This window comes from Otoolea muris (assembly GCF_943193115.1).
GTDB lineage: Bacteria > Bacillota > Clostridia > Lachnospirales > Lachnospiraceae > Otoolea > Otoolea muris.
Genome location: NZ_CALPCY010000001.1, coordinates 195,449 through 219,404, shown reverse-complemented (window position 1 = coordinate 219,404; position 23,956 = coordinate 195,449). Strand labels below are relative to the sequence as shown.

Genomic DNA, 23,956 nt, shown 5'->3' with positions numbered 1-23,956 from the left:
GCTTCACTTCCTTGCATTTAATTTATAACCAAGTCCTTTAATGGTTATGAGTGATACAGGTTTTGAAGGATCAGTTTCAATTTTTTCACGTATGCGCCGGATATGGGCATTCAGGCTGTTTTCATACCCAAAAGGATTATCGCCCCATAATGCCTCGCATAAGGCATCAATGCTTACAATTCTCCCTTCGTTGCGGGATAACGTTTCTAACAGTGTGTGTTCTTTTGCGGTCAAAGTAACTATAATTCCATTTTTATTAACTTCGGCACGACTGAAATCTATCGTGCAGCCTTCCAGCTCTAATAATGGGGAATCTGCTTTATAACATCGGCGTAAAACTGCATGGACACGCAGTAACAGCTCCTGTGGCAAAAAAGGCTTTACCACATAATCATCTGCCCCAAGTCCTAAGCCTGCAAGTTTATCAGCCGCTTCATCTTTGGCTGTCAGAAATATAATTGGAATATCTGTAAATGTCCGTAATTTCTTCATAAGGGAAAAACCGTCCCCGTCCGGCAGGATAACATCAAGGATTGCAAGGTCGGGTTTTTCCTGCCTGGCAAAGTTAAGTCCGGTCTGGGCAGTGCCTGCATCAATGATATTTGAAAAACCGTCATCTGAAAGAATGTCGATTACTAATTTACACAATTCCGGTTCATCATCAACCAACAGAATTTTTTTTGTATGCAAAAATGATTGTTCCATTGTCTACACCTTTAAAAAATCAATCAATAACAACAGTAACATTATAGCATAACGGAACGGTTTTCGGAATCTTATGGCAAAAAAGTAAGGTAAAAGTAAGGACACGAGAAAGTTAATGTCAGATTGGGGGTATAGATTAAAGAAAAAAGAAAGGAGAGTTTTTTATGGACTATATTATTACAACGGAGCAGTTGACAAAGAAATATAAGAATTTTATTTCGGTCAATAAGGTTTCCATGCACATTCAGAAAGGCAGTATCTATGGCTTTCTCGGTCCTAATGGAGCAGGAAAATCTACCACAATGAAGATGTTGTTGGGGCTGACATCGCCTACGGGTGGAAGTTTCACGGTTGACGGAGGTCGTTTTCCAGATGACCGGATTAGCATTTTAAAGAAAGTAGGTTCTTTTATCGAATCTCCGTCTTTTTATGCAAATTTGACAGGTCGGGAAAACCTTGATATTATCCGCAGAATTTTGGGGTTGCCGGAGAATGCGGTGGATGATGCATTGGAGTTAGTCGGTTTGACAGAGTTTGGTAATCGGCTTGCAAAAAAATATTCGTTGGGCATGAAACAGCGCCTTGGGCTTGCGGGTGCTTTGCTTGGACGTCCGCCAATCCTGATTTTAGACGAACCTACAAATGGTCTTGATCCTTCCGGCATTCACGAAATCCGTAATCTGATAAAGTCATTGCCGAGCCTTTATGATTGTACTGTCTTGATATCTTCTCATATGCTGTCAGAAATAGAACTGATGGCAGATGACATTGGTATTCTTAATCATGGTCGGCTGCTGTTTGAGGGAAGTCTTGACGAGCTTAGGCAGAATGCAGTACAGGCAGGTTTCGCAGCAGACAATAAGATTAGTTCGGCTAATCTGGAAGATATGTTCCTTTCCATGATTGATAAGGATAACGCAGCCAGAAAGCAGAGGGCGCAATTATGAATACTCTTATCATTGAACTTCGGAAAGAAAAAAGGACTGGTGTTATTCCGCTGCTGTTGTTAGTTGGTGTTTTGGGTGCCGCCTATGCGTTTGTCAATTTTATTGTACGCAAGGATACATTACTGAATCTTCCGCTGGCTCCGATGGATGTTCTTTTAACACAGCTTTACGGAATGATTATGGTTTTGAATATGTTTGGTATTGTTGTAGCTGCCTGCATGGTTTATAACATGGAATTTAAAGGAACTGCAATTAAAAAGATGTATATGCTGCCAATCAGCGTTCCTAAAATGTATCTGTGCAAATTCCTGATTTTAACAGTGTTGCTTTTGGCAGCGATTGTGTTACAGAATTTGGCTCTGTTAAAAATCGGCATCAGTGACTTGCCAAAAGGCACTTTTGAAATAAGCACTTTGCTTAAATTTACGGTATATTCCTTTATTACTTCTATGCCGACATTATCTTTTATGGTTTTGGTTTCCTCACGTTTTGAAAATATGTGGATACCTCTTGGAATTGGAGTTGCCGGATTTCTAAGCGGAATGGCTTTGGCAAATTCAAATGTTAGTTTATTATTGGTTCACCCATTTGTTGTAATGTTAAAGCCTGCTGTTGCCATGAGCGCACAGCCTGACAATGAAATAGCTATTATATCTATGGCAGAAACATTTTTGTTTTTAGGAATGGGTTTGTGGATGGCGAAACATTTACGTTATGAATAGGAGGGATTTGTGTGAATTTTTTTGATTTATTGAAAATTGAATTTAAAAAGGTAAAGCGGTCAAAAATCGTTCCTTTGATATTTATTGCACCTTTGTTGGTAGTAATATCGGGGATTGCCAATTTAAGCAGGTACTTTTCTCCGGAATATACAAATGCGTGGTCTGCAATGTTTATTCAAAGCGCATTAGTCTATGCCTATTATCTGTTACCGTTTTCCATGATTGTTGTATGCGTGATGATTGCAGGGCGTGAAACACAGCATAATGGTATTCTGAAGATGTTGGCATTGCCAGTTAGCCGTTATGCTTTATCTTTAGCAAAATTTGGTGTTTTGATGTTTTGCCTGTTTATGGAAATGGTTGTTTTTCTTATTGTGTTTTTGATTTCTGGTATTGTTGCTACACACATGGCAGGAATCACAGAAACTTTACCATTGCTTTATCTTATAAAGTGGTGTGCAGGATTATTTCTTACAATGCTGCCTTGTCTAGCAGCTATGTGGGCAATTACAGTATTGTTTGAAAAAACATTGCTTTCCGTAGGATTTAATCTGTTTCTTGTTATTCCCGGCGTTTTAATAGCCAATACACCGCTTTGGATTGCATATCCTTATTGTTACAGTGGTTATTTGGTATCTTGTTCGTTACATGATTTTACGGCAGAAGGCACAAGTACAATATTTTCGGTATTTCCATTTTTGCCATGTGCAATAGTGGTTTTTATATTAGCTCTTTTGTTGGCTGTTAGAAAATTTGGTAAGAAAGAAATGAGGTAAACTATGGAGAAGAAAAAATTACAAAATATAAGTATTATCGCCCTTATTATCAGTATACTTCCCTTTGCAACACTGATTCCTGCATTTTTGCAAATCATATTGCCCGATGGAATACGTACAGTTTGGAGTGGTATCAATATTGCCTGTGTTATTACTGGGCTGTGTCTGTCTATCATCTGTGTTAAAAATAATGAAAGCCGGAGCCTGATAAATATTATCTCTACAATTATCAGTGGATTGTTACTTTTACTGGTTAGTGGGATTATTGTTCTGGCATTGTTTTTAACTTTTCTTCAATAAGGAGAGTGTGAAAATATTGAATAAATATTTGAATACCATAATTGTAGTTGGGATTATAAAGCAAGGATCGTCCCACTCATGCCGCAGACTGCAAATATAATAAAAAACTATTTATCGGACACAAAACAGATTTCAGCAGAAATGCCGCTGTTTTACAGTCATTCAGGGAAAAAGCTCACCAGAGCGGGAATCGCTTATATTCTGAAAAAATATGTCCGGCTGGCGCGGGAGCAGAATCCTGTTTTATATCCTGATAAAGTGTCTCCGCACACACTGCGCCACAGTAAAAGCATGCATCTGCTGGAAGGTGGTGTCAACCTTGTATATATCAGGGATTTCCTCGGTCATTCTTCCGTTACAACTACAGAAATCTATGCACGTGCTAACCCGGAAATAAAAAGAAAGGCAATAGAAGAAGCATCTGCATCCATACTTCCGGAAGAAAAATTTGACAGGCAGGAAAAAGCTGATCTGATTGCATGGTTAAAAGAACTCATTTAATAATTATGGAAAGTCTTTCTTCGTAAGATTCCCTTAAAAATGGGAAAAAGGAAAAAGACTTTCCATAATAAATCACTATACATAAGCAGCTTTGACATACATAGACAATAAACACAACCGCAAGTAACGGAAAAGGCTATCCTCTACTGCGAATAGAGAATAGCCAGTGATCCGTTTTTTCTAAAATTGATTACTCGTTTCCGATTGAACAACCGTCGGACGTGCTTGAATCCTTCGGCTTCTAAGATGATTATAAACCAACACTGCGAATTTTGCAAGAGGGTTTAGGGAATGGGGGTGCTTCGGCACTCCTATTTTTTTGGTGTGCCCGGTGGGCACACGTTCTAACGGGTGAAAGTCCCCAATCCGCCCGGCAGTGGGAAGGATACAGCCGAAGCCAAGGGTGTCCATCGTGAGGTGAATCTGAAGAAAGTGGGCAAAACTCTGGCTTGCTACATTTGAGGTAAACGGTAGATACCGTTTACAATAGAAGTCGGAGGTTGTCGGGTACGGATGCGTATGACCAGACAGGAAACAGGCAGTATCTGTCAGGGAATAATTGAGCTGTTGGTTTCTTTATATTGACTTCCTAACAATATTAGGATACAATATTCCTAATATTGTTAGGAATGGAGAAAACTATGCCAAGACAAGGACTTACGAAAGAGGCAGTGGTTAAAGCAGCGGCATTATTAGTAGAAGAATATGGGTATGAAAATTTAACGCTGCATAAACTGGCAGCGAAGCTAAATATAAAACCAGCTTCACTGTATACGCATATTAAGGGAATTGAAGAGTTATATAGCTCCCTTAGCCATTTAGCATTAAGCCGGCTAAGAGATGAGATGTTGGATGCCGTAGCAGAAAAGAAGCAGGGAGAAGCACTTCGGGCGATTGCTTTCTCGTATCATAGCTATGCGAAACAAAATCCTGAGATGTATCGTATTATTTTGAAAGTTCCTCATAGCAATTTAGAAAATCTGGTTGGGGCAGGGCGGGAAGTGAAATCAATTTTATTTGAGATATTATCTCAATATACGAAAGAAAAAACAAAAATAATGTATTATTCCCGATATTACCATAGCATTTTACATGGCTTTGTTTCATTAGAGACGGCAGGATTTTTTGATGATGGATTTTCAGTAGAGAAAAGTCTGTCTGATATAGTTGATGATTTTATCAGACAACTTGAAAATAAGCAGTTTGTTTGATGGAGGTGTGAAATAGATATGGATGTTTTGAATTTTGAATGTAGCAACATGAAAAATGGAGAGACATTCCCGGTAGAAAATACAGGGCGGGGGCAGGATTGCTCTCCTGAATTTATCATAAAAAATCTATCTCCACGTGCGAAAACGCTGGCCATTATCCTTGAAGATATTAAGCACCCGATCTTTAAGAATTTTACACATTGGCTTATCTTTAATATACCAGCCAGAGAAAAGATAGACGGAGCGATTCCGGGAGGCAAAATTGTTTCAGGTCTGGGAAATGCCAGACAAGGAATTGGTTATGGACTGTATCGGTATGCCGGCCCCAAACCACCCAGGGGCAAACAGCATTTATACCGTTTTACAATGTACGCTCTTGATAGAGAGATAGGTTTAACTGGCATTCCTACAAAGAGCCGTTTTATGAAAATAGCGGGGAAATATATGATTCAGCGGGGCAATATCATTGGTAAATATGAGTAATGGGTTGAATTTTATTGACATGAAGCGCGCTTCATAGTTTATACTTTATTGAAATACTGATATTCAATAGAATTTGCTGATAGAGAAGGAAGGTGTGATTGATATGTATTCGGCAAAGGAGGCTGCAGAAATAACAGGTCTTTCCACTGCAACATTAAGATATTACGAAAGAGAGAAACTCATACCACAGATAACCAGAACAGACCAAAAGTACAGACAATATGCGGATACAGATATTGAATGGATAAAAATGATACAGTGTATGCGTATGGCAAATATACCCATCAGATCAATAAAGCAATATGTGGAATTGCTAATACAAGGAGGAAAAACCCTTAAGCAGCGTTATGATATGGTACAGGGCCATATAAAAGATATTGAAAATCAAATAACAAATCTACAAAATGCCCTTATTTTAACGCAAAAGAAATTAATATTTTACGGAGAACTTTTACAACAGCCCTCATATAAAGAAATAACATATATGGAAGAATGGAAGATGTTCAAGCACGGAAATTAAAAAGTAGAATTGCAAAGGAGAAAGAAAATGCCCTACATTACAATTGAAAGTGGTACCTTATCAGATGAACAAAAGGAAAAATTGATTAAGAGATTAACGGAAGTATCTTCTGAGATTATGAAAGTACCGCAAGAATTTTTTATGACGACTATAAAGGAAGTGCCTGATAAAAATTTCGGTATCAGTGGCAAAACAATTGATAAAGTGAAAGCAGAGTATATGCAGTCACATAACTAAGATCAAACCGCTATAAGTTTAGATTAAGTATGGAAATGAGGAATATGGATGAAAAATGTTTTAATTACAGGGACGACAAGCGGGATTGGAAAAGCACTTGCTGAAAAATTTGCCGGTGAGAAGATGAATGTAATACTTGTTGCAAGAGATAGAAAAAAATTGGAACAGCAGCAATTATTTTTGCAAAGCCAATATCAGGTGAAAGTAAATTATATTCTTTATGATCTGACCAAAGAAGATGCTGTTGATTTTATCATAGAACAAATAAAGCAGTGGGGAATCCAAATTCATATTCTTGTTAATAATGCTGGTTTTAATGAATGTGGATATTTTAGGAACACAGATTTAAAGAAAGAACTTGAAATGATAAATATGCATATACGTTTTGTTACTGAACTTTCTAAACGTATATTGATAAACATGGAAGAGAATGGATATGGAAGAATCCTTAATGTTGGCTCAACGGGGTCTTTTATACCGTCTCCTACGGATGCTGTTTATTCTGCAACAAAAGCATATATCAAGTCTTTTTCAGATGCTTTGTGTGGAGAATATAGAAAAACAAATATTAGAGTCAGCACTTTATGTCCCGGAGCAACTCAGACGGAATTTGCTAAAAAGGCTAATATAGATAATACATTGCTTTTCAAATTGGCCGTAATGAAGCCGGAACGAGTTGCAGAAATTGCTTATTTTAAAATGATGAAAGGAAAGAGAATTATTATTCCAGGAATGTATAACAAACTTTTAGTTGCTTTTTCAAAAAAGCCATAGAAAAATCCCCCTTCTCCCACATGGGGCGGTGCGTGGTTTACGGTTGCTTTTTATAATTCAAGGGGCAATAGCACTTTATACTGTCGCCCCACTGATTATCTTTTAGTAATTATTAGATTTCAAAATCTTCTGAATGAAAATTGCTGTAATATCTTCCCTTTATGGCTGTAAACTTCAACACACAATAATCTGGGTCTGTTACGCCGCCCTTGTAATACATAGTATCGCTTTCTTGCCATATCCGTTCTTTTGCCTCACTTGTTTCTAAAACTTCAACCGTTCCTATTAGACTGATTCCTCGAAAGAAACGCCTATCCATAAAATATATACTTGCTTTTGGGTTTTCGCGGAAAAATTTCACTTTATTTGATGATGTATTTGTGCTAAACAAAAATACTTTTATTCCCTGACGTTCTCGCGGTTTCAGCATTGCTTTCGTAACAGGAAAGCCCTCATTGTCAACATAACTAATAAAAGCTGTGCTGGATTTATCTACTAAATTGCCTATTGTCTGCTCTGAATCTTTCATCATTACAAAACCCCTCCCGTTTTTATTTTCATTCTAACAGGGAGAGGTTTATTTGTACATTACACACTTTTTTGTGTGTATCTATATCAATCCTTTATTTTTCAAAAAATCTTCCTTTCCGTCCTCCTTCATTAACTCAATGCCAATTTCCTGCATAGTAATGATAACATTTAACATTCGTTTGCCCTTATCTGTAAGAGAATATTCCACTTTTAGTGGGTATCCTTCAAACTGTTTTTTTTGCACCATTCCAAAATCCTGTAATTCTCCCAAATGTTGTAGTAACATTTTTTGTCCAATTCCAACTATGTCATTTTGTAAAGCAGATAGAGAACTTGCACCTTTTCCCAACTGCCATAGTATAATTGGCTTCCATTTCCCACGAATAATATCATGTGTTAATTCCAGTGGGCATGTATAACTGTCACGTACTTTCACGTCGATTACCTCCCGGTTTTATCAGTTGTTGTATCTCTATGATTTTATCATATCAACGCAAATATATCTATTGTATTAAAGATATAAAGAGAGGGATTCCGTAGTAGTCGGCATTGTGCCGTAATGTGTATAACTGGCTGTCTGGAACCGGGATTACAGCGTAGAGGAAGGAGAAACCATATGATAGAAGATTACCGCAGAAGTCCGGGCGGCCATAGACAGAGCCGCCGGGGATATGGAGTTCGCCGGGGACGAATACATAGAACCGGCTGACGGGCTTATCCACTGTAAGAAATGCCGTGGCAGCCGCCAGACCGTTGTGCCCAGGTTCGGAGGCTCCGACTATTTCATGCCCCGCTGCCTATGCCCCTGCCAGCAGAAGGCGCAGGAGGAACGGAAAGCCATGGAGGAACAGAGGGAACGCATGGAGCGTATCAAATGCCGGAAGGCGCAGGGGCTTCAGGACAGATACCTTTATGATTATACCTTTCACCAATGATAACAGCCAGAATCCCGTCATGGAGAAGGCACACGCTTATGTGGAGCATTGGAAGGAGGCATACCGGGGCAATACCGGCCTTCTGCTTTTTGGTGACGTGGGAACCGGGAAATCCTTTTTTGCCGGCTGTATCGCCAATGCCCTGCTTGACTGTGACGTGCCGGTACTGATGACAAATTTCCCGTCTATCCTGAAACCGGCTGACCGGCGTGTTTGCCGAGGACAGGGCGGCCTTTATCGCCAGCCTGGACGATTACAGCCTGCTTGTCATTGATGATTTAGGCGTAGAAAGGAATACCGAGTATGCCATGGAGCAGATGTTTACCGTCATTGACAGCCGGTATCGGAGCAAGAAGCCGCTGATTGTCACGACAAACCTGAAACTGGAAGAAATCAAGAACCCGCCTGACCTTGCCCACGCAAGGATTTATGACCGCATACTGGAACGGCGTGCGCCGGTTCTCTTTTCCGGTAAGAATTTCCGGGAAGAGGGAGCCAGGGCGACCAAAGCGGCGGAGAAGAAGATTGGCCGGACTACCTACATTGTGCGGGTTCATTTCAGCAAGACGAGCAAGGAAACCATGAGCGACAAAATCAAGCGTATGCTGAAAAATGAGATACGGCAGATGTAAAAAAGCGATAACGGAAACAGGCCGGGAATCAGAAATGCGCTGGCTCCCGGCTTGTACAATCAGGAGGTTTATAAAAAGTATGGAGATACGAAAACAGAAGGAAAGCAGATGGGAAGATTGACAGTGACGGAACAGATAGATCAGAAACATCAGGAAGATTTACAAAGGCTAAAAGGCTTTCGCCTGCTTGATGATGATTTCCTCACAACGTGTTTTGAGGGAGATACGGCAAGCATAGAACTGGTATTGCAGATTGTGCTGGAAAAGCCGGATTTAAAGGCGCTGGACGTCCGCACCCAGGTATTTGTGGAGAATTTGTTGAATCGTTCAGTAAGGCTGGATATCCTGGCTACGGACAGCACAGGGGCGAAACTGAATGTGGAGGTACAGCGCTCCGACAAAGGAGCCGGGAGAAAAAGGGCAAGGTACAACAGCATCATGATGGACGCAAACCTTTTGAAGAAAGGCGAGGACTTCGACAAGCTGCCGGAAACGTGGGTAATCTTTATCACAGAGAATGACGTAATGGGAAAAGGGCTGCCGCTCTATCCGATTGAGCGGTGTTTTTTAGGAACCGGGGAAAGATTTGAGGACGGTTCGCACATACTGTATGTAAATGGCGTTTACCGTGGAGATACGCCAATCGGGAAGTTAATGCATGACTTCTCCTGCACAGACGCAGCGCATATTCCCAATGTAGAACAGGTATCTACACAGACACCCACATATATTTTCCTGATGATGATAGTATTGCGGCAGCAACTCCCCCCGCATCCATATAATCAGATATTTGCCGCCCATTCTGTACTGCTTTTGCCGCCTGAAACATTTCTTTCCATATCTGTTCCATATAATTTCCTCCATTTTTTTGATAAATCTCGATTACCCAGTATGTCAAACTGGAAATGGTTGAGAAAGACGCTATATTGAAATCCAAAATTTTTGAGAAAATCCGATAATGGGTGTCGAAAATCAATCATACCAACAACAAAATCGTCTTTTCGCCTTACCGCTAAAAACACTTTTGATGGAACATATCCGCTTTTATATTTTTCTCTTAAGCTTCTCTCAAATTCAATCCACTCATTAAATAATTGGACATCTTCAAGACCTGCACAACCATCAAAACTATCTCCACATTGTAACATTCTTTATATGACATAACTTGTTCTGCATATAGTTTAGATGGCCTAATCAACATCAATTCATGTATCACATTCATCCTCACAAATTTGAAGTTATCTGTTTTGATTTACAATTTTTTTCCCATACAAAGGGATTCTGGCATATCTACATACGCACCATAATTAGGAATTTGCTTAAATCCTAGAGCGTGTTTGAAAATTGCTTTCTGGTAGCTGTGCGTGCCACTTTGTGGGAGATTTGTGCCAAATGAACGCGGCGCAGCGGGCTGCGTTAAGTGAATTTGGCCCAAATATACCGCGAAGTGGCGCGTGCAGATGCCAGGAATGAATTTTCAAACACACTCTAGCTTTGAATAGATATGACAGGATTCCGCTAAAAGTTCTCCTGTTTCCAAAATCATTTTCTTATATCCCAGTTCTTTTGCCCACTCTGTTAGTTTAGAAACCAACACAGTTCCTATGCCCTTTCCTTGTTCAGTTGGTATGACAAACACTCTTTTTAGCTCTACTGTGTTTTTATTATAAGGACGTATCGAACCACCACCAATCGGTTTATTGCCTCGATAAACAACTATCGCTTCGTTTATTTTATCAATTTAGGTTATATTGAGCGTACTTATTTCGTTTAATTATTTTTCCAACTCGCAAATCTAAGTCTGCGTCAAGTAACCTGCAATTTTCTATAAAATCTTTGTTATTCCCATCGCATCTTAAAAATACAATTTCGCTCATCTTTGTCTTACCTCCCCAAAATTCCAATGTCCCAGTATGTCAAACTGAAATTGTTTTTCTTATAAATCATCTTTAGAAATTGCTATTGAAGGATAATGAGAAAGCTCCGTCAAATCAACATTTAGTGGCACACTGTAAACCATGTAATAATTATTAGGATTGGCAGCAATCAATTCATTCATTTTTTGTTCTGCTAAGTCTTTATCATTTGTAGCATACACAACTGATACAACACCTACTTTATCATTTTCCGTCTCCTGTATATTTCCGCATAAAATTAATTTTAATGGGGCATTCCCATTCAAGCCTTGCTTAATATAGTCCTTATACTCCATAGTTTGCCCTCCATCAATTCTGATTTGTTATTGTGTTCAGTTTAGCACGTTTATAGAACATCTACAAGATTCTGTGTATGAAAAAGCAAAAAGAATGAATTCTTCACTTGACAATGTGGCAAAGAAACGGATGGATATCAGGGATACAACAATCTTCCGGGGATCAGACGCTGATCCTGCCGGGCACATATCCGCCGATACTTTTTCGATGCTGTTCCCAAAGGCAGGCAGTATGATTACAGCCAGCCGGCAGTGCAGGGAGTCCAGCACTGCAGCCGGTTATTCACCATTGAGGACTCCGTAAACAAAAAGTATCCCGGTAATTATGAAAAGCGGAACCGGATGCGTCTCGAGAAGGAAAAACCTGTTCTGGAGCTTTTGGTCGTGGCTCGGGCAGCAGAAGCCAGTCCGGAACACCCGGATAGATAAAGCGGTAAATTATGTTCTCAACCGGCGGGATACAGCGGAGGCCTGTCTGGAAGACGGACGCTGCAGCTTTACGAATAACTCAGCGAAAATGCAATCCGTCCATTCGCAACAGGGCGGAAGAACTGGCTGTTCTGCAGTTCCGCAGAAGGAGCGAATGCCAGTGCAGCAGTCTGCACAATGGTTGAGATGGCAAAAGCACATGGCCTGAATATTTACGAATATCTCAAATATCTGCCGGAGCATCGGCCAGGTAAAGATATGACCGATGAACAGCCGGCGGAACTGGCGCCGTGGAGTGAAAAACTTCAATCTATCAAAAATCGCATGTGAATTATAGTGGATTACTCCAACTCACAAAGGGCTGGGGTAATTTTGTATCTGACCGCATTCATATTTGGCGCTTACCTCCTTTTATTGGAAAAGGGGTACAAGGGCGTATTTGAGAGCCTGCCGGAAGAAAAACAGTCGATACTTATCGGACGAAAAGCTGATTTCGCAGAGAGGCAGGGATAGACCTGTAAAAGAATGTTTTTATAAAAGAAATGGATTCCGTAGGCGCAGGCATTGTGGAAATGCCGTAAAACTGGCTGCGTTCATGGAACTGCGGGAAACCCTGTTTGCAGGATGTGGGAAAGCTGTTTTTGCTTTTCCACAGGCTGTGAATGGGGTTTTCCATAATTCCATAGCCAATTATGCACATTTCCATGATGCAGCTTCTGATGATTTGTTTATTTGATGAGAAATTAACAAATCGGCGGGAGGTATCCTAATTGAATCGCCTTGGTTACAGCTTCGACAGAGGAGGAAACATCAAGTTTTTCAAATATATGCTGTAAATGATTGGAGAGGGTACGCTCGCTGATATAAAGCGTGCCTGCAATCTCTTTCCGCTTCCTGCCGTTAGCTATAAGATGCAAAATCTGTTTTTCACAGTCAGTTAATTCTTCTAAAAACGGAACTGAACCGTTGAAGATAAATTTTCCCTGCATGATCTGTGAAAGAAAAGCTATCAGCATTTCCGGTTCTGTATTCTTGTTGATAAATCCTTTTGCCCCGATTTTTTTGGCTTCGCTGCGGTATACTGGAAGATCGTATCCGGACAGGATAACAATTTTTTGCTCTGGGTGATTGGATAATATCTGCTTTGCTAATTCCAAACCGTCTTCCGATGTTATATTTTTTAAATTGATATCCATGAGCAGGATGTCCGGGGCGTTTTCTTCAATAAATTTATCCAACAGGGAAATATCATTGATACTTTTAAAGTTTTTAATTTCAGGGTAGTCTGATAATGCAATTTCCAGACTTTTGGAAAATAGAACGTGGTCATCGACTAATAAAATATTGATAAGAAGCATCTCCTTTCATTGGCAGGTTGATACAGACGCAGATTCCATGTGGGAAATTTTGGGTTATACTTACAGTGCCGTCCATGCTTTGCACACGGTCAGTGCTTAATGCAAGACCTCTGTGTTTTGATGAATCTGCACAGGTGAGGCTGTCGGTATCAGCACTCCCATTATCCTTTACGCATAATACTATCATTCCATTATCCTGTGTAAGCGTTATCCATGCTTTATCTCCCGTAGAGTGTTTATAAACATTCGTGACGAGTTCTTTCAAAAGCCGGTATATGAAGATATCATATGGCGGGACTAAAAATAAAGCGTCTGAACAGTCAAAAACAATGCTGACACGGCGTTCAGGAAACGACTGTGCAATATATGCAAGCAAATTTTGATAATTCTCTTTTATAGTAAGTTTTGACAGTAATACAGGATGGTAATTCTGCATCTGCTCACGGATATAGATATTCATACTATCAAGAGTTTCTGTGATTATTTTCTGTATATCAGGCCTTGTTGATTTATGCATCATATTTTTTATGGAAAGCAGGTCTTGAAGTATATTGTCATGAAGAAAGTTTGAAAATTCAAGATTTATCTGCTCTTCCTGCTGTAACCGTGCTAATGCAGCATTGTATTTGCTTTCCATAACCATGTTGCCTCCTCCCTGCCTTAAATTAAAATCCAGTATAATATTGCAGACATAGATAAATACAAACATAGCGTCCAACATAAGAAGGAAGGATAACCAGCCGATATCCAGAGTCATTGTAATCAGACCACAAATAGTAACACCGAAAAGCAGGATCAACATTAACTGAAATCTGCTGAATATGGCTGACAATGGAAAACTGTGATGCTCTTTCAGTATAATACCATGAATACTCATCGAGAACAGCAGGACAGGGATATACACTCCAAAGTTTGAAAGATTTCCTGTTATTCCCATTGTGGTAAGACAGTATGCAATGAATAAAATGATTATTACCACAAGAGAGAACAGAATGGATTTCCATTCTGCTTTAAGGACAAAAGCAGTTCTTTTTCTATGGTAAGCGATAACAAAAACGAAGCAAAGCCAGCTTACCAAAAACTGGATGCCATACAGCAAAGCAAACACATTGTCTGATATTAAAATGCCAATTAGGGAGCAGATACAGGTTCCAGTCAGGCAGAAGATTATTGCTTTTTTGAATTTATAACCGCTCCCCTGAAATAAAAACATGAGTATGAAATTGATAAAAATGCACCATATAACTGAGCTTAAGACATAAAAAACAATATCTGCTATAGCGTTGTCCGAAACGGAAAGGAGAATATACCAACCGTCCAATTCCAGCAGACCGCAAAACAAAGAGATAGCTTTATTATCTCTGATGTTGCAGGAGCTTACATAGGCAGCGTCTGTCAGCATCAATGATGACAGGAATAATGATACGATTTTGCTGATGCTGCACGGCATCTGAATATTTATTTCCAACCCCATATATATTATAAGCAGGGTGGAGTTTATAAAAAGCAAAAACTTAAAGATAATACGCTTCATATTTTCGCCCCCTTAGCCATACCTAAATTATATCATTTATCTGTGTGCATACAACTAAAATTTATACATGGTTCCGATAACCCTGCATATAGCTTGCGAAAGTGCCGGATGATTAAGAGGCGGCATTTTCGCATAATCTTTATTTTTCCAAAACCATTTTACAGCAGGTATGGACAGTCATACAGTAATAAATCAGGTAAATGATTAGTGTCAGCGCAATAGCTGATATCGTAGGGGCGTATAAAACAATGCTGTTCGCCAAAAGGTTCTGCATAAGCGCTGTTTTATATACTAATGTGGCAAAGATACAGTCTGCCAGTCCGAACAGGAACGGAATACTAAAAAATGTGATTGCTTGTTTCCTGATAATTTTTTTAATCGTCCTGTTCGTATATCCCATTTTTGTAAGGATATCGTAATCGGATTTTGAATCGGCTATCGCTGAAATGTTATTAAAATACAGGATGCTTCCTGTTGCTATAAAGAATAATACCACAAGAAAGCCTATCAACAGGAAAGTAGAGCTGCTCAGGGAAACCACTTCATGTATTCTGTGGGAATTGCCCTGCAGGTAAGGGCTTTTATCCAAATATGCAGACAAAGCCTGAAACAGCTCCTCGTTACCTGTTATGGAACTTCCATTTATACTTAAGACTTTTGTTTCGGGAGCAGCATTTTCCGATATCATTTTGTATAAACGGTCGCTTACAATTAAAGTACCAACACTGTTCGCAAATGAAATAGGATTATCTAATGTGGTCATAATCACAGTGACAGGCATTTCAGTATTGTTTATGAGCAGTGGATAAGTGCTGCCTGTTTCGTCCTTGCCGGAAGCCGGCTGGTATCTTACAAAAATACACTCATTGTTGTTTAGTGCTGTAAAATGCGCCAAAGCCTTTTGCCGCCCCTGCGCTTTCAGAATGGCGGTATAGTCAGAATATGAGATACATTCAAAACCTGCATTCCGAAGAATTTTTTCGTTCTCAGCATCTCCCTTGGAAGTCCCGACACTATATTCCATGGGAAGCTCTCCGGCAGTAGAAGTAACTTTATAAATATTGGTCTGCAGGAATGTAATATCATCTCCGGATGAATAGTTGTTCACTATCTCCATGATTGCGGACAGATCGCTCTCCTTATCAATACGGCATTCTATTTCTGACGGCGCAATGCGGGATATTGCTGCAATCGGATAATACAGGGTGAGAGCCATAACGCTTGAAACAGTCAGAGTTGCGGCTGACAGTAATGTGAGCATGATCAGCGTTTTTGAATTGGAGCGCATCCGGTATATAAAACCCGGTGAAGTAATGATTCTTGTTTCCGTATAAAATTTCTTCTTGTTTTTCTTGCCAGTCTGTACCGCATAAGGGAGAAAATATGCGATAAAAAGCACTGTCCCCAAAAGGATAAGTGTAAATGTAAGCATTCCAACAGTATAAAACCCGACTGAAAACCAGACAGATTTTTCGCCCCGTAGGATGTCAAGGGCAATACAGTATCCTAAAATGACAGATACAAACCCGATTATGGAAGGAACAGCATGGAATTTTGTCTGCTTTTCCGCACTTTTTTCAAACCGCACTAAATCCATAAGGGAAGATTTAAAAAGAAATTTGCTGTTGGACAGCGATAATATGATAATAATAGCAAAAACAAAACATGCTGTCTTTATCATGGCATTCAGGTTAAAAAACGGTATTTCTGAATTGCTGACTGTCAAGTCCAGCAATTCTGTAATGCCAAATACAATGCCTTTATGAAACAGGCCGCCCAAAAAGATTCCGATTACGAAAGCCCCGAAACAGGAGAGCAGATTTTCTGCTGTAAGCAGGGATAGTATCGTGGATTTCCGGTATCCTAATAATGCATAAATACCTAATTCCTTTGTGCGCCGACGCAGAAAGAAACGGTTAGAATATGACATATAAAAAATAACGAATGCCATAAGGAATACGGAAATCGTGCTGCACATGGTTTCTACCCGTCCGTCGCCTGATATTTTTTCAAGCATAATTTTATTCATGGAAAACGAAGTGAATGCAAAAAAAATAGTAATTACAAAGGAAATGGATAATAAATAGAGGGCATAAAAGGAGAAATTATTTTTTAGGTTCTTAAGTGCCATAGATAAATGGTTCATGGGTACTTTCCTACCTTTCTGTGTCTAATTTTGCGGTTGTCTGTGCAATGGATTCATAGAATGTACGCCTGTCAGCATTTTGTTTCAATAATTCCTGAATAATGCAGCCGTCTTTAAAAATCAGGATGCGGTCGGCAAAACTTGCAGCATAAGCATCATGTGTGACCATTAGTATCGTAGTATGGAGACTTTCGTTTGATTCCTTTAAAGTGTTCAGCAAATCTGTTGCGGAACTTGAATCCAGTGACCCGGTCGGTTCGTCTGCGAATAAAATGCCTGGACGTTTCACAATAGCCCTCAGAGCAGAAGCACGCTGCCTTTGCCCGCCTGAAAGTTCACTTGGATATTTATCTAACTGTGCGTCAATACCAAAGCTTTTCGCCAGGCTCCGTATCATGTGTTCTATTTTTTTAGGCGGGAGTTTCTGTAAAGTCAGTGGAACAGCGATATTCTCAAAAATAGTAAGGCTGTCTAACAGCAGATATTCTTGAAAAATAAAGCCCAGATTATCCCTGCGGAAATCTGCTGCTTTGGAATCAGTCAGATTTTTAAGATTGATACCATTTATTGTAATGCTGCCGCTCGTGGGTGTATCAATCGCAGAAAGAACATTAAGCAATGTGGTCTTTCCTGAGCCGGAAGCCCCCATAATGGCGATGAATTCGCCGTCCGTTACGCTGAACGATACTTTATTAAGGCTTGGGCGCTGTGATTTTGCATAAATTTTAGTTACGTTTTTCGCTTCCAATAATGTAGCCATTTCTTTTATTCTCCTTTGCTTTTTGATAACAGTATTGTAATTTGGGGGCTGTAAAAAAGAATGAGTAAATTACGCAGATTTTTTGCGTGATTTACTCATTTTAAATTTCACCCCTAAGTATAGACGAAAGATTGTTTATAATCAATACAAATTAGATTTGCGGGATATTTTAAAGCAGTTATGCAGTTACAAAGGAGTGGAGATTTTAGAAGGGAATCTTATGCCTGACCATGCGCATATGCTGGTAAGCATACCACCGAAAATCAGCGTATCCTCGTTCATGGGATATCTGAAAGGGAAAAGTGCGCTCATGATGTTTGACAGGCGCGCAAACCTGAAATACAAATTTGGGAATCGTCATTTTTGGTCAGAGGGATATTATGTCAGTACGGTGGGATGGAATGAAGCCGCCATAAAGAAGTATATCCAGGATTAGGAAAAAGCGGACATCATGCAGGATAAGCTGAGTGTAAAGGAGTATGAAGACCCTTTTAAGGGTCAGGGCTGAGCAGTCATTCCCTGTCTGCCTTCAGCTATTCCTTTGCCGCTGTCGGTTATGTTGATTTTTACATAGAACTCCCAGATTTGAACGGAAACCTGAATGTTACCGCCTGCCGGGGTGTACTTCACCGCATTGTCCAAAATGTTGAACAGGGCTTCACTTGTCCATTTCCTGTCGTGGGCCAGCACAATACCTGCTGGACAATCTACACTGACATGAATGAATATTCTTCCTTTCGGCGTTCAACAGAATACCGCCCAACGCCGCCGCCAGAGTATCATAAAGCGGCTGTGTTTTTCTGAGTTGTGAAAGATTGTCCCGGTTTTGGATCCTTTGGTGAAGATGTACGGGCAGCACTGGGCTTTACGATCAGGATGTTGGCAGAACGGGTAAATATTGACCCGCGGTATCTTTCGGAGATTGAGTTGAAGTCTGCCGCCGCGCAGAGCATAGGTGATCATCGGCCTTCTGCCGCGCTTTTTCGCCTTGCTCTGCCGGATGCTTGGCGCTCCCGTACCGTCACGGTTCAAAAACCACCTCCTTCCCGTCCGATTTTAGAATCATGGTAACTTTCTTACCGTCATAACCAACAGACAGGGCCGGGTCATTTGAAATCTTCAGACTGCCAACGCCGTCCCTGCCGCACAGATAAACGCAATCGGAATCCATGCGGTTGATAAAATACAGCCCTTGACCGGTCAGGCAGAAGTCATAAGCAACAACATTCCGAAACGGTCTTGTTTTGCGGGTCTTGGTGTCATACGCTGTCAGCAGAGAATTTTCGTTGATGAAGTAGATCGTCCGCCCATTAAACGCTATATTCCCCCTGGTGGGGATGTCCAGCACTTGCGTTCGCTGGCCCGTCCTGCTCACTTCCGTAATCCCATCATTCGTAATGAAAAAGAGGCTGTCGTTGTTCAGGAAAAAGCCATAGCAGTATTGCAGAAACATCCAGGTATCCCCCACGGTATAGTCAATTCCCAGCAGAGATCGCCCGCTGTCCGTTATTTTCTCGAAAATAACCTGTTCCTCAAAGGTTTCTGTATTAAACTGGACAATGGACACCTGGGTAGCTGTGCTGTTGTAACTGCCGACCCGATCCACATACTGTTCTGTGCGGGAGGCCATATAATAAATGTACGGGGCATCCATATAGACGGCTTTGATGGATTCCCTATCTGAAAAGGCCCCAAACAGCGGAGAGAGGGCCAAATCCGTCAAAGCGCCGGTTGCCCGGTTTTCCAGAGCGTATGTCCGCGTCTGGTCATCGTAGATCACGCTGTAAGTTTCCGACACACTTTGCGAAGATGAATTGAATATCCCGTTTGCAGATTCTGCGACAGAGCAGCCGGACAGCGAGAGCAACACCAGCAGGCAGAGCGCGGCAACCCCGCAGCCTCTGACGGGTTTTCTTCCAGACTGCCAGCAGTTTGTGTTTTGCCGCAGGACCCACCATACCATGAGGGCGCAGCACACAGCAGAAAGGCCAAGCAGGGCCAGAAGCTCTTGGGGGGAACGCTCTGAAAAAGTCACGATGGGTTCACCTGTCAATGAATCCTCCACAGAGGAAGTCCCTTCCAGGAATCCGGTTGCCAGCAGGAACGGCAGGGGCGCCGGCAAGCGGTAGCAAATCTGCCTGGACAGTCCGATGTACGGTATCAAAGTGGATGCCACTCCGATCACCACCGTCAAAGCATATTTCTTCACCAAAACGGAGGTAAAGAGCAGCAGGGCGGCGAGATACACCGAGCCAAAACAGTGCAGGGCGGCCAGAATCAGATACGCGGCCAGCAAAGAGATATTTTTTGTACTGCCTCCGAAACTGGCGATACTCTGAACAGGGTACTCCCCGTGAGGCAGGCCATATTTTATCCCGAAGAATACAAAACGAATCAGGGCCAGCCCTCCGCAGAGAGCGAACACGGCGCAGAGGGTCATCACGACTTTGCTTCTGGCACTCTTGCGGCTCTGCGGAGCCGTCCGCAAAAGCGCGTCCATCTGGCAGCTATACTCCGAGCAAAAAACCGCAGATGCCAAAATCAAAATGACAAGGAACAGCGGGAAGTCCAGCGTTTGGGCGGAAAACAGCCCCGCCCAGCCGTTTGTTTTCAGAAAGTAACGATTGCCGGTGTTCTCGCAGATATATAAATATTGCTGATACGCGGTTTCAAAGCCATGCTCATGGGCCAATACAGTGCCCGCTTCCGCAGTCTGCCGCTCATACTGTTCCGCTGTGATCTGGCCGCTGTAATAGCTTTCCTGGGATTGAGAGCGGGCATAGCGGGCCTCCGTGATGGCCTGGGCCTCCTGCTCCAGCCAAGCGGCTTTTTTCTCTGTGTACGCCCCGTCCAGCCGTTCAAGATACCACTCATATTCTTCGCTGTATTCTTCCATCGCGCTGTTCTGCGGCCTGTCGGTTGCGGCCAGCCAAACCGTACTGACCAGGAGTGCGGCCAGGATATAGAGCAGCCCCCGCTGGAAAATCATCAGTTTTTTCCATTCATAAGAGAAAACACTCATTTTGCCCTCCGAACACAGCGGTGACAGTTTTCCGCTGACAGAAAATAAATCATAGCAGCAGCCGCAAGGCCAGCGATCAGAGCAAACCAGATTGCGGCCTGCCAAGTCAGGACGGGGAATCCGCCCAGGTTTACAAACTCTGTTTTGCCCAGGAGAACACGGTTTGTCAGCAGAGAATAAGGGTTCAGCACCTTTGTCCAGAAGAAATTGGAGTAGGCGCAGGCGGCTCCGCTGACGATCAGCGCCATACAGAGTGCAAAGTCGATGACAAAGGGGAGCAGGGCATTTTTCCAGGACATCGAAACCAACAGCCAGAGCATCCCGATCGCCCATGCGCCGGCGCATTTGAGCGCCGCAGACAGGAGGACATACTGAAAGATGCTGAGATTGACGGATGTCTCCGCAAAGTTCGGAATTGCGAATACCGGCAGGGCCAGCCCTTCAAAGGTCTGAAAGGAGGCTGCAAAGCCAATCAGGTCAAGGAGAGAAAACCACAGCGAGGTCAGGAGCAGAAACAGGGTGGCCGCGAGAATTTTTGCCAGGGCTGTTTTTCTGCCGCCGTTGGGACTTACCAGCAGCAGCATATCCATCTGCGTTTCCCGTTCGCACACAAAGGTTCCGATGATCCCATAGAGACAGAGCAGGAGGGTCAGGACAATGGAAAAATCATAGTTCAGATAATAATTGCACATTTCCCGGTAGGCAAAGGCGGGGATGGTGCGGCCAGCATAAAGGTTATAGATCGCGCCGCTCTCCCTCTGCTGATAGACCGCTCCCTGTTCCCCATAGAGCGCGGCGCTTTGCCGCGCTCTATTTGCCACTTGCTCCGACCGGCCGCTGTACTCATAGAAATACTGCATAGGCTGCACAAAATACTTGTCCAGCAGGTTCCTGTCGCTATACAGGTTCCCGGTCATCGTGTTGGGGTCATCGGTGGCTGTGCTTGCGGTCATATCCGATGTGGCCTCCACAAGAGGCGCATACACGGCAAGCAGGCGCTCCACCTTCTCCGGGGTGATTTCCCCCTGGTATTCCTCATAGAGCTGCCAATGGAGCGTGTGCCAGCTCCGCGCTCCGTTCCCATCCGTCAGATAGGAATAGGATTTGTATTCGCCATAGATTTTGAACAGGTTGGCGAGGCTGAACACCACAAAGAGCGTCAGGATGGAGCGTTTACAGAACTGCTTAATAAACTCATACCGTATCAGACGTATCATGGCGCTCCCCCCTGCAATAGTACAAGAACACATCCTCCAGGTTGGGCTGGACAGGCTGTGCGGTCTTGATCGGGCGTCCATCCTCAACAATGCGGAGGGTAAACTGTCCGTCCTCCTGCTTCATGTTGCTGACACAGTACATATCGGTCAGCAGCGCGGCATCCTCGGCCCCGGCGGCTACATTCCACACCTTGCCCTCAATGTTCTGCTCCAGCGCGGCGGGTGTTCCCTGCATGAGAAGCGTCCCCTGTTTCAGCAGCAGGATTTCCCGCGCGATGCACTCAACATCGGAAACGATGTGGGTTGCCAGCAGGATTGTCCGGCCCTGGGCAAAACGGGAGATCAGGTTCCGAAACCGTATCCGTTCGCTGGGGTCAAGACCGGCGGTAGGCTCGTCCAGGATCAGAATTTTGGGGTCGGACAGCATGGCCTGTACAATGCCGACGCGCTGGCGCATACCGCCGGAGAGCGCACCGATTTTCTTGTCCTGTGCGTCCGTCAGATTTACCGTGGCAAGCAGCTCCGAAACTCGGTCCTGCGCTTCATGGGCGGGAATGTCTTTCAGCGCACACATATAGAGCAGAAAATCCTTGACGGTAAAATCCCGATAGAAGATAGGATACTGCGGCATATAGCCGATTTGGGACAGGAACGCTTTGCCCAGCGTCCTCACATCCCGGCGATCCACCCGGATCGTGCCGCTGTCCCCACGCAAAATGCCCACAAAGGTATTGATGAGCGTTGTTTTCCCAGCCCCGTTTTCACCCAGCAAGCCGTACACGCCCTCGCTCAATGTGGCGGTAAAGTTTTTCAGCGCATACTTTTTCTTGTATTGTTTCGATACGCTTTCAAATGTAATCTCCATGTTATTCACCAAAGGTAAATGTAGACACCAGCGTATCCACTTCACCGATGCTGCCTCCGAGAAGCACCACGGCGGTCCTGGCCCCGTCTAAAAGGTAAATCCTGGGGATGCGGTAGAAATATGTGGGGTCGGAGTTCTCAATCACTTCGGTGGCAACCAATCCGCCGGAGGCCACGTCATAGACGCGAACGGTCAGATCGCTGCCCAGAACGGCGGTAGCGACATAGTTCCCCTGCTCCGAGCCGTACACGCCGTCTTTGCCCTCACCGCTGGCAGAGAAGGAAAGCGTATTGGCACTGCCTGCTGCCCGGTCCACCCAAAGCAGCGTTCCATCGGCCTGGGTAAAGGTCTGCGGGAAAAACAACCGGCTGACGCTGCTCTGTATTTCTTCTATTTCATAACCGGACGGTTTTGTGATCTTCAGACCGCTGCCATCCACGGCGATGCTCCCGTGGATGGAAAAGCCTTCCTCGCCATCTGCCGCGGGAATTGAGTTACCGCTGCCACAGAATACGATTTGGCTGTTGTCCTGGGCAAAGGCAGCGCCGTTCAGCATGGAAATACTGATGCTGGCTGTCCCGGCGTTTTGGGCCATGTTCAGGAGAGTAGTTAGGCTCCCGCTTTCCAGGTCATACAGATACAGCCCGCCCAAGGCGGCGAAGGCCAGCTTCTTTCCGTCCGTGGAGGCCGCTACGCCCCCGGTTTCGCTGACAACAAAATCTCCCTGCAAAAGCTCATTCACCGCGATCTCCTTGTTCAGAGAAAGTGAGCTGTCGTAGATGTACGCCATCATGCCGCTATCGCCCATGCCGGACAGGACGTAGCCCCCGTCAATGGCCTGCGCTTCAAAGTCGCGCAGGGGCGCTTCTGCGGCGGCCAGCACCGAGGAAGTCCCGGTGTCGTAGAGATACAGCTTGTCCGCCAGCACGAAAAGCGTTCCGTTCCCGGCATAGGCGCAGCTCTGGAGCTTGCCGCCAAACAGGGCAGGGTCGAAGGCGCAGGATGTACCAGCCTGAGAAATGGGCTGGTTCTGCTGTCCGTCAGAGGGCGGGACAGCGGCCACGGATGTCGTCTTACCGCAGGCAGACAACGCCAGGGTAAAAATCAGCGCCAGCGGCATGCAGAATGTCTTTTTCATG

Annotated in this window: 26 protein-coding genes and 6 pseudogenes; 16 read left to right on the top strand and 16 right to left on the bottom strand. The window is 43.2% G+C overall.

Annotated elements, in window-relative coordinates; translation table 11 throughout:
- Window positions 1–3 precede the first annotated feature (3 nt).
- Entirely contained in the window at window positions 4–705 is a 702-nt protein-coding gene (locus NFS31_RS01085) for a response regulator transcription factor (RefSeq protein WP_251490695.1), read from the bottom strand.
- Between the two features lie 164 nt (window positions 706–869).
- Here NFS31_RS01085 and NFS31_RS01080 point away from each other — a divergent pair, with 164 nt between their 5' ends.
- The 10 genes from NFS31_RS01080 (at window position 870) to NFS31_RS01035 (ending at window position 7,176) form a co-directional block, all read left to right on the top strand.
- Window positions 870–1,652 carry an ABC transporter ATP-binding protein gene (locus NFS31_RS01080; protein WP_160566847.1) on the top strand — a complete coding sequence of 261 codons (783 nt, stop codon included), beginning with the start codon at window positions 870–872 and terminating at the stop codon, window positions 1,650–1,652.
- Window positions 1,649–2,374, top strand: coding sequence for an ABC transporter permease (locus NFS31_RS01075; protein WP_016284668.1), 726 nt, complete (start codon window positions 1,649–1,651; stop codon window positions 2,372–2,374). The genes NFS31_RS01080 and NFS31_RS01075 overlap by 4 nt, the downstream gene beginning before the upstream one ends.
- Window positions 2,375–2,385: 11 nt before the next feature.
- Window positions 2,386–3,150, top strand: a complete 765-nt coding sequence (locus NFS31_RS01070; RefSeq protein ID WP_251490692.1) for an ABC transporter permease — start codon at window positions 2,386–2,388, stop codon at window positions 3,148–3,150.
- 3 nt (window positions 3,151–3,153) lie between these two features.
- A complete protein-coding gene (locus NFS31_RS01065) occupies window positions 3,154–3,450 on the top strand; it encodes a hypothetical protein (RefSeq protein WP_016228411.1) in 297 nt (98 codons plus the stop codon).
- 24 nt (window positions 3,451–3,474) lie between these two features.
- Window positions 3,475–3,951 (top strand): tyrosine-type recombinase/integrase, encoded by a 477-nt coding sequence (locus NFS31_RS01060; protein WP_331482418.1) that lies wholly within the window; start codon window positions 3,475–3,477, stop codon window positions 3,949–3,951.
- A gap of 641 nt (window positions 3,952–4,592) precedes the next feature.
- Window positions 4,593–5,162, top strand: coding sequence for a TetR/AcrR family transcriptional regulator (locus NFS31_RS01055; RefSeq protein ID WP_251490686.1), 570 nt, complete (start codon window positions 4,593–4,595; stop codon window positions 5,160–5,162).
- 18 nt (window positions 5,163–5,180) lie between these two features.
- On the top strand, window positions 5,181–5,645 hold the full coding sequence (locus NFS31_RS01050; RefSeq protein ID WP_251490683.1) for a YbhB/YbcL family Raf kinase inhibitor-like protein: 465 nt from the start codon (window positions 5,181–5,183) through the stop codon (window positions 5,643–5,645).
- A gap of 103 nt (window positions 5,646–5,748) precedes the next feature.
- The gene (locus tag NFS31_RS01045; protein ID WP_251490988.1) at window positions 5,749–6,165 is read left to right on the top strand and encodes a MerR family transcriptional regulator; all 417 of its coding nucleotides are present in this window, start codon (window positions 5,749–5,751) and stop codon (window positions 6,163–6,165) included.
- Between the two features lie 27 nt (window positions 6,166–6,192).
- Window positions 6,193–6,402, top strand: a complete 210-nt coding sequence (dmpI, locus tag NFS31_RS01040; RefSeq protein WP_251490679.1) for a 4-oxalocrotonate tautomerase DmpI — start codon at window positions 6,193–6,195, stop codon at window positions 6,400–6,402.
- A 48-nt stretch (window positions 6,403–6,450) separates the two neighbouring features.
- Window positions 6,451–7,176, top strand: coding sequence for an SDR family NAD(P)-dependent oxidoreductase (locus NFS31_RS01035; RefSeq protein ID WP_251490676.1), 726 nt, complete (start codon window positions 6,451–6,453; stop codon window positions 7,174–7,176).
- Window positions 7,177–7,288: 112 nt separating this feature from the next.
- Here NFS31_RS01035 and NFS31_RS01030 read toward each other — a convergent pair whose 3' ends face one another.
- Window positions 7,289–7,705, bottom strand: coding sequence for a pyridoxamine 5'-phosphate oxidase family protein (locus tag NFS31_RS01030; protein ID WP_251490985.1), 417 nt, complete (start codon window positions 7,703–7,705; stop codon window positions 7,289–7,291).
- 81 nt (window positions 7,706–7,786) lie between these two features.
- Window positions 7,787–8,143: a winged helix-turn-helix transcriptional regulator gene (locus tag NFS31_RS01025; RefSeq protein ID WP_251490674.1), complete on the bottom strand. Its 357-nt coding sequence runs from the start codon at window positions 8,141–8,143 to the stop codon at window positions 7,787–7,789.
- Between the two features lie 235 nt (window positions 8,144–8,378).
- Between NFS31_RS01025 and NFS31_RS01020 the strand changes: the two are divergent.
- The 3 genes and pseudogenes from NFS31_RS01020 to NFS31_RS01010 all read left to right on the top strand — a co-directional run.
- A pseudogene (locus NFS31_RS01020) lies at window positions 8,379–9,169 on the top strand (ATP-binding protein); the annotation flags it as partial.
- A gap of 18 nt (window positions 9,170–9,187) precedes the next feature.
- Window positions 9,188–9,274 (top strand): transposon-encoded TnpW family protein, encoded by an 87-nt coding sequence (locus NFS31_RS01015; RefSeq protein ID WP_251490982.1) that lies wholly within the window; start codon window positions 9,188–9,190, stop codon window positions 9,272–9,274.
- 108 nt (window positions 9,275–9,382) lie between these two features.
- Window positions 9,383–10,204, top strand: a complete 822-nt coding sequence (locus NFS31_RS01010) for a PD-(D/E)XK nuclease family transposase (RefSeq protein WP_251490671.1) — start codon at window positions 9,383–9,385, stop codon at window positions 10,202–10,204.
- Between the two features lie 389 nt (window positions 10,205–10,593).
- On the opposite strand, the pseudogene NFS31_RS27310 reads toward NFS31_RS01010, so the two are convergent.
- Window positions 10,594–10,695: pseudogene (locus NFS31_RS27310) on the bottom strand (DUF6783 domain-containing protein); the annotation flags it as partial.
- Between NFS31_RS27310 and NFS31_RS28445 the strand changes: the two are divergent.
- Window positions 10,660–10,776: pseudogene (locus NFS31_RS28445) on the top strand (DUF6783 domain-containing protein). The pseudogenes NFS31_RS27310 and NFS31_RS28445 sit on opposite strands and share 36 nt — an antisense overlap.
- On the opposite strand, the gene NFS31_RS27305 reads toward NFS31_RS28445, so the two are convergent.
- Both NFS31_RS27305 and NFS31_RS01000 read right to left on the bottom strand, forming a co-directional pair.
- Entirely contained in the window at window positions 10,752–10,952 is a 201-nt protein-coding gene (locus tag NFS31_RS27305) for a GNAT family N-acetyltransferase (RefSeq protein ID WP_251490980.1), read from the bottom strand. The pseudogene NFS31_RS28445 and the gene NFS31_RS27305 overlap by 25 nt on opposite strands.
- A 258-nt stretch (window positions 10,953–11,210) precedes the next feature.
- Entirely contained in the window at window positions 11,211–11,486 is a 276-nt protein-coding gene (locus tag NFS31_RS01000) for a hypothetical protein (RefSeq protein WP_251490668.1), read from the bottom strand.
- Between the two features lie 123 nt (window positions 11,487–11,609).
- Between NFS31_RS01000 and NFS31_RS00995 the strand changes: the two are divergent.
- Window positions 11,610–12,245, top strand: a pseudogene (locus tag NFS31_RS00995) (IS66 family transposase); the annotation flags it as partial.
- Window positions 12,246–12,658: 413 nt separating this feature from the next.
- Here NFS31_RS00995 and NFS31_RS00990 read toward each other — a convergent pair.
- The 4 genes from NFS31_RS00990 to NFS31_RS00975 form a co-directional block, all read right to left on the bottom strand.
- Window positions 12,659–13,273, bottom strand: a complete 615-nt coding sequence (locus NFS31_RS00990; RefSeq protein ID WP_251490665.1) for a response regulator transcription factor — start codon at window positions 13,271–13,273, stop codon at window positions 12,659–12,661.
- On the bottom strand, window positions 13,242–14,807 hold the full coding sequence (locus tag NFS31_RS00985; protein ID WP_251490662.1) for a sensor histidine kinase: 1,566 nt from the start codon (window positions 14,805–14,807) through the stop codon (window positions 13,242–13,244). The genes NFS31_RS00990 and NFS31_RS00985 overlap by 32 nt, the downstream gene beginning before the upstream one ends.
- 139 nt (window positions 14,808–14,946) lie before the next feature.
- Window positions 14,947–16,953, bottom strand: a complete 2,007-nt coding sequence (locus tag NFS31_RS00980; protein ID WP_251490659.1) for an ABC transporter permease — start codon at window positions 16,951–16,953, stop codon at window positions 14,947–14,949.
- 10 nt (window positions 16,954–16,963) lie between these two features.
- On the bottom strand, window positions 16,964–17,713 hold the full coding sequence (locus NFS31_RS00975) for an ABC transporter ATP-binding protein (protein WP_251490656.1): 750 nt from the start codon (window positions 17,711–17,713) through the stop codon (window positions 16,964–16,966).
- Window positions 17,714–17,795: 82 nt separating this feature from the next.
- Here NFS31_RS00975 and tnpA point away from each other — a divergent pair.
- Window positions 17,796–18,221, top strand: a pseudogene (gene tnpA, locus NFS31_RS00970) (IS200/IS605 family transposase).
- A gap of 8 nt (window positions 18,222–18,229) precedes the next feature.
- On the opposite strand, the pseudogene NFS31_RS00965 reads toward tnpA, so the two are convergent.
- The 6 genes and pseudogenes from NFS31_RS00965 to NFS31_RS00940 all read right to left on the bottom strand — a co-directional run.
- Window positions 18,230–18,527: pseudogene (locus NFS31_RS00965) on the bottom strand (sensor histidine kinase); the annotation flags it as partial.
- Window positions 18,458–18,745 (bottom strand): hypothetical protein, encoded by a 288-nt coding sequence (locus tag NFS31_RS00960; RefSeq protein ID WP_251491012.1) that lies wholly within the window; start codon window positions 18,743–18,745, stop codon window positions 18,458–18,460. The pseudogene NFS31_RS00965 and the gene NFS31_RS00960, both read right to left, overlap by 70 nt.
- Window positions 18,735–20,735, bottom strand: coding sequence for an ABC transporter permease (locus NFS31_RS00955; RefSeq protein WP_251490653.1), 2,001 nt, complete (start codon window positions 20,733–20,735; stop codon window positions 18,735–18,737). The genes NFS31_RS00960 and NFS31_RS00955 overlap by 11 nt, the downstream gene beginning before the upstream one ends.
- Window positions 20,732–21,952 carry an ABC transporter permease gene (locus NFS31_RS00950; RefSeq protein WP_251490649.1) on the bottom strand — a complete coding sequence of 407 codons (1,221 nt, stop codon included), beginning with the start codon at window positions 21,950–21,952 and terminating at the stop codon, window positions 20,732–20,734. The genes NFS31_RS00955 and NFS31_RS00950 overlap by 4 nt, the downstream gene beginning before the upstream one ends.
- A complete protein-coding gene (locus NFS31_RS00945; protein ID WP_251490646.1) occupies window positions 21,930–22,817 on the bottom strand; it encodes an ATP-binding cassette domain-containing protein in 888 nt (295 codons plus the stop codon). Before NFS31_RS00945 ends, NFS31_RS00950 begins: the two co-directional genes overlap by 23 nt.
- Window position 22,818: 1 nt before the next feature.
- A complete protein-coding gene (locus NFS31_RS00940) occupies window positions 22,819–23,955 on the bottom strand; it encodes a WD40 repeat domain-containing protein (protein WP_251490643.1) in 1,137 nt (378 codons plus the stop codon).
- Between the last annotated feature and the right edge of the window lies 1 nt (window position 23,956).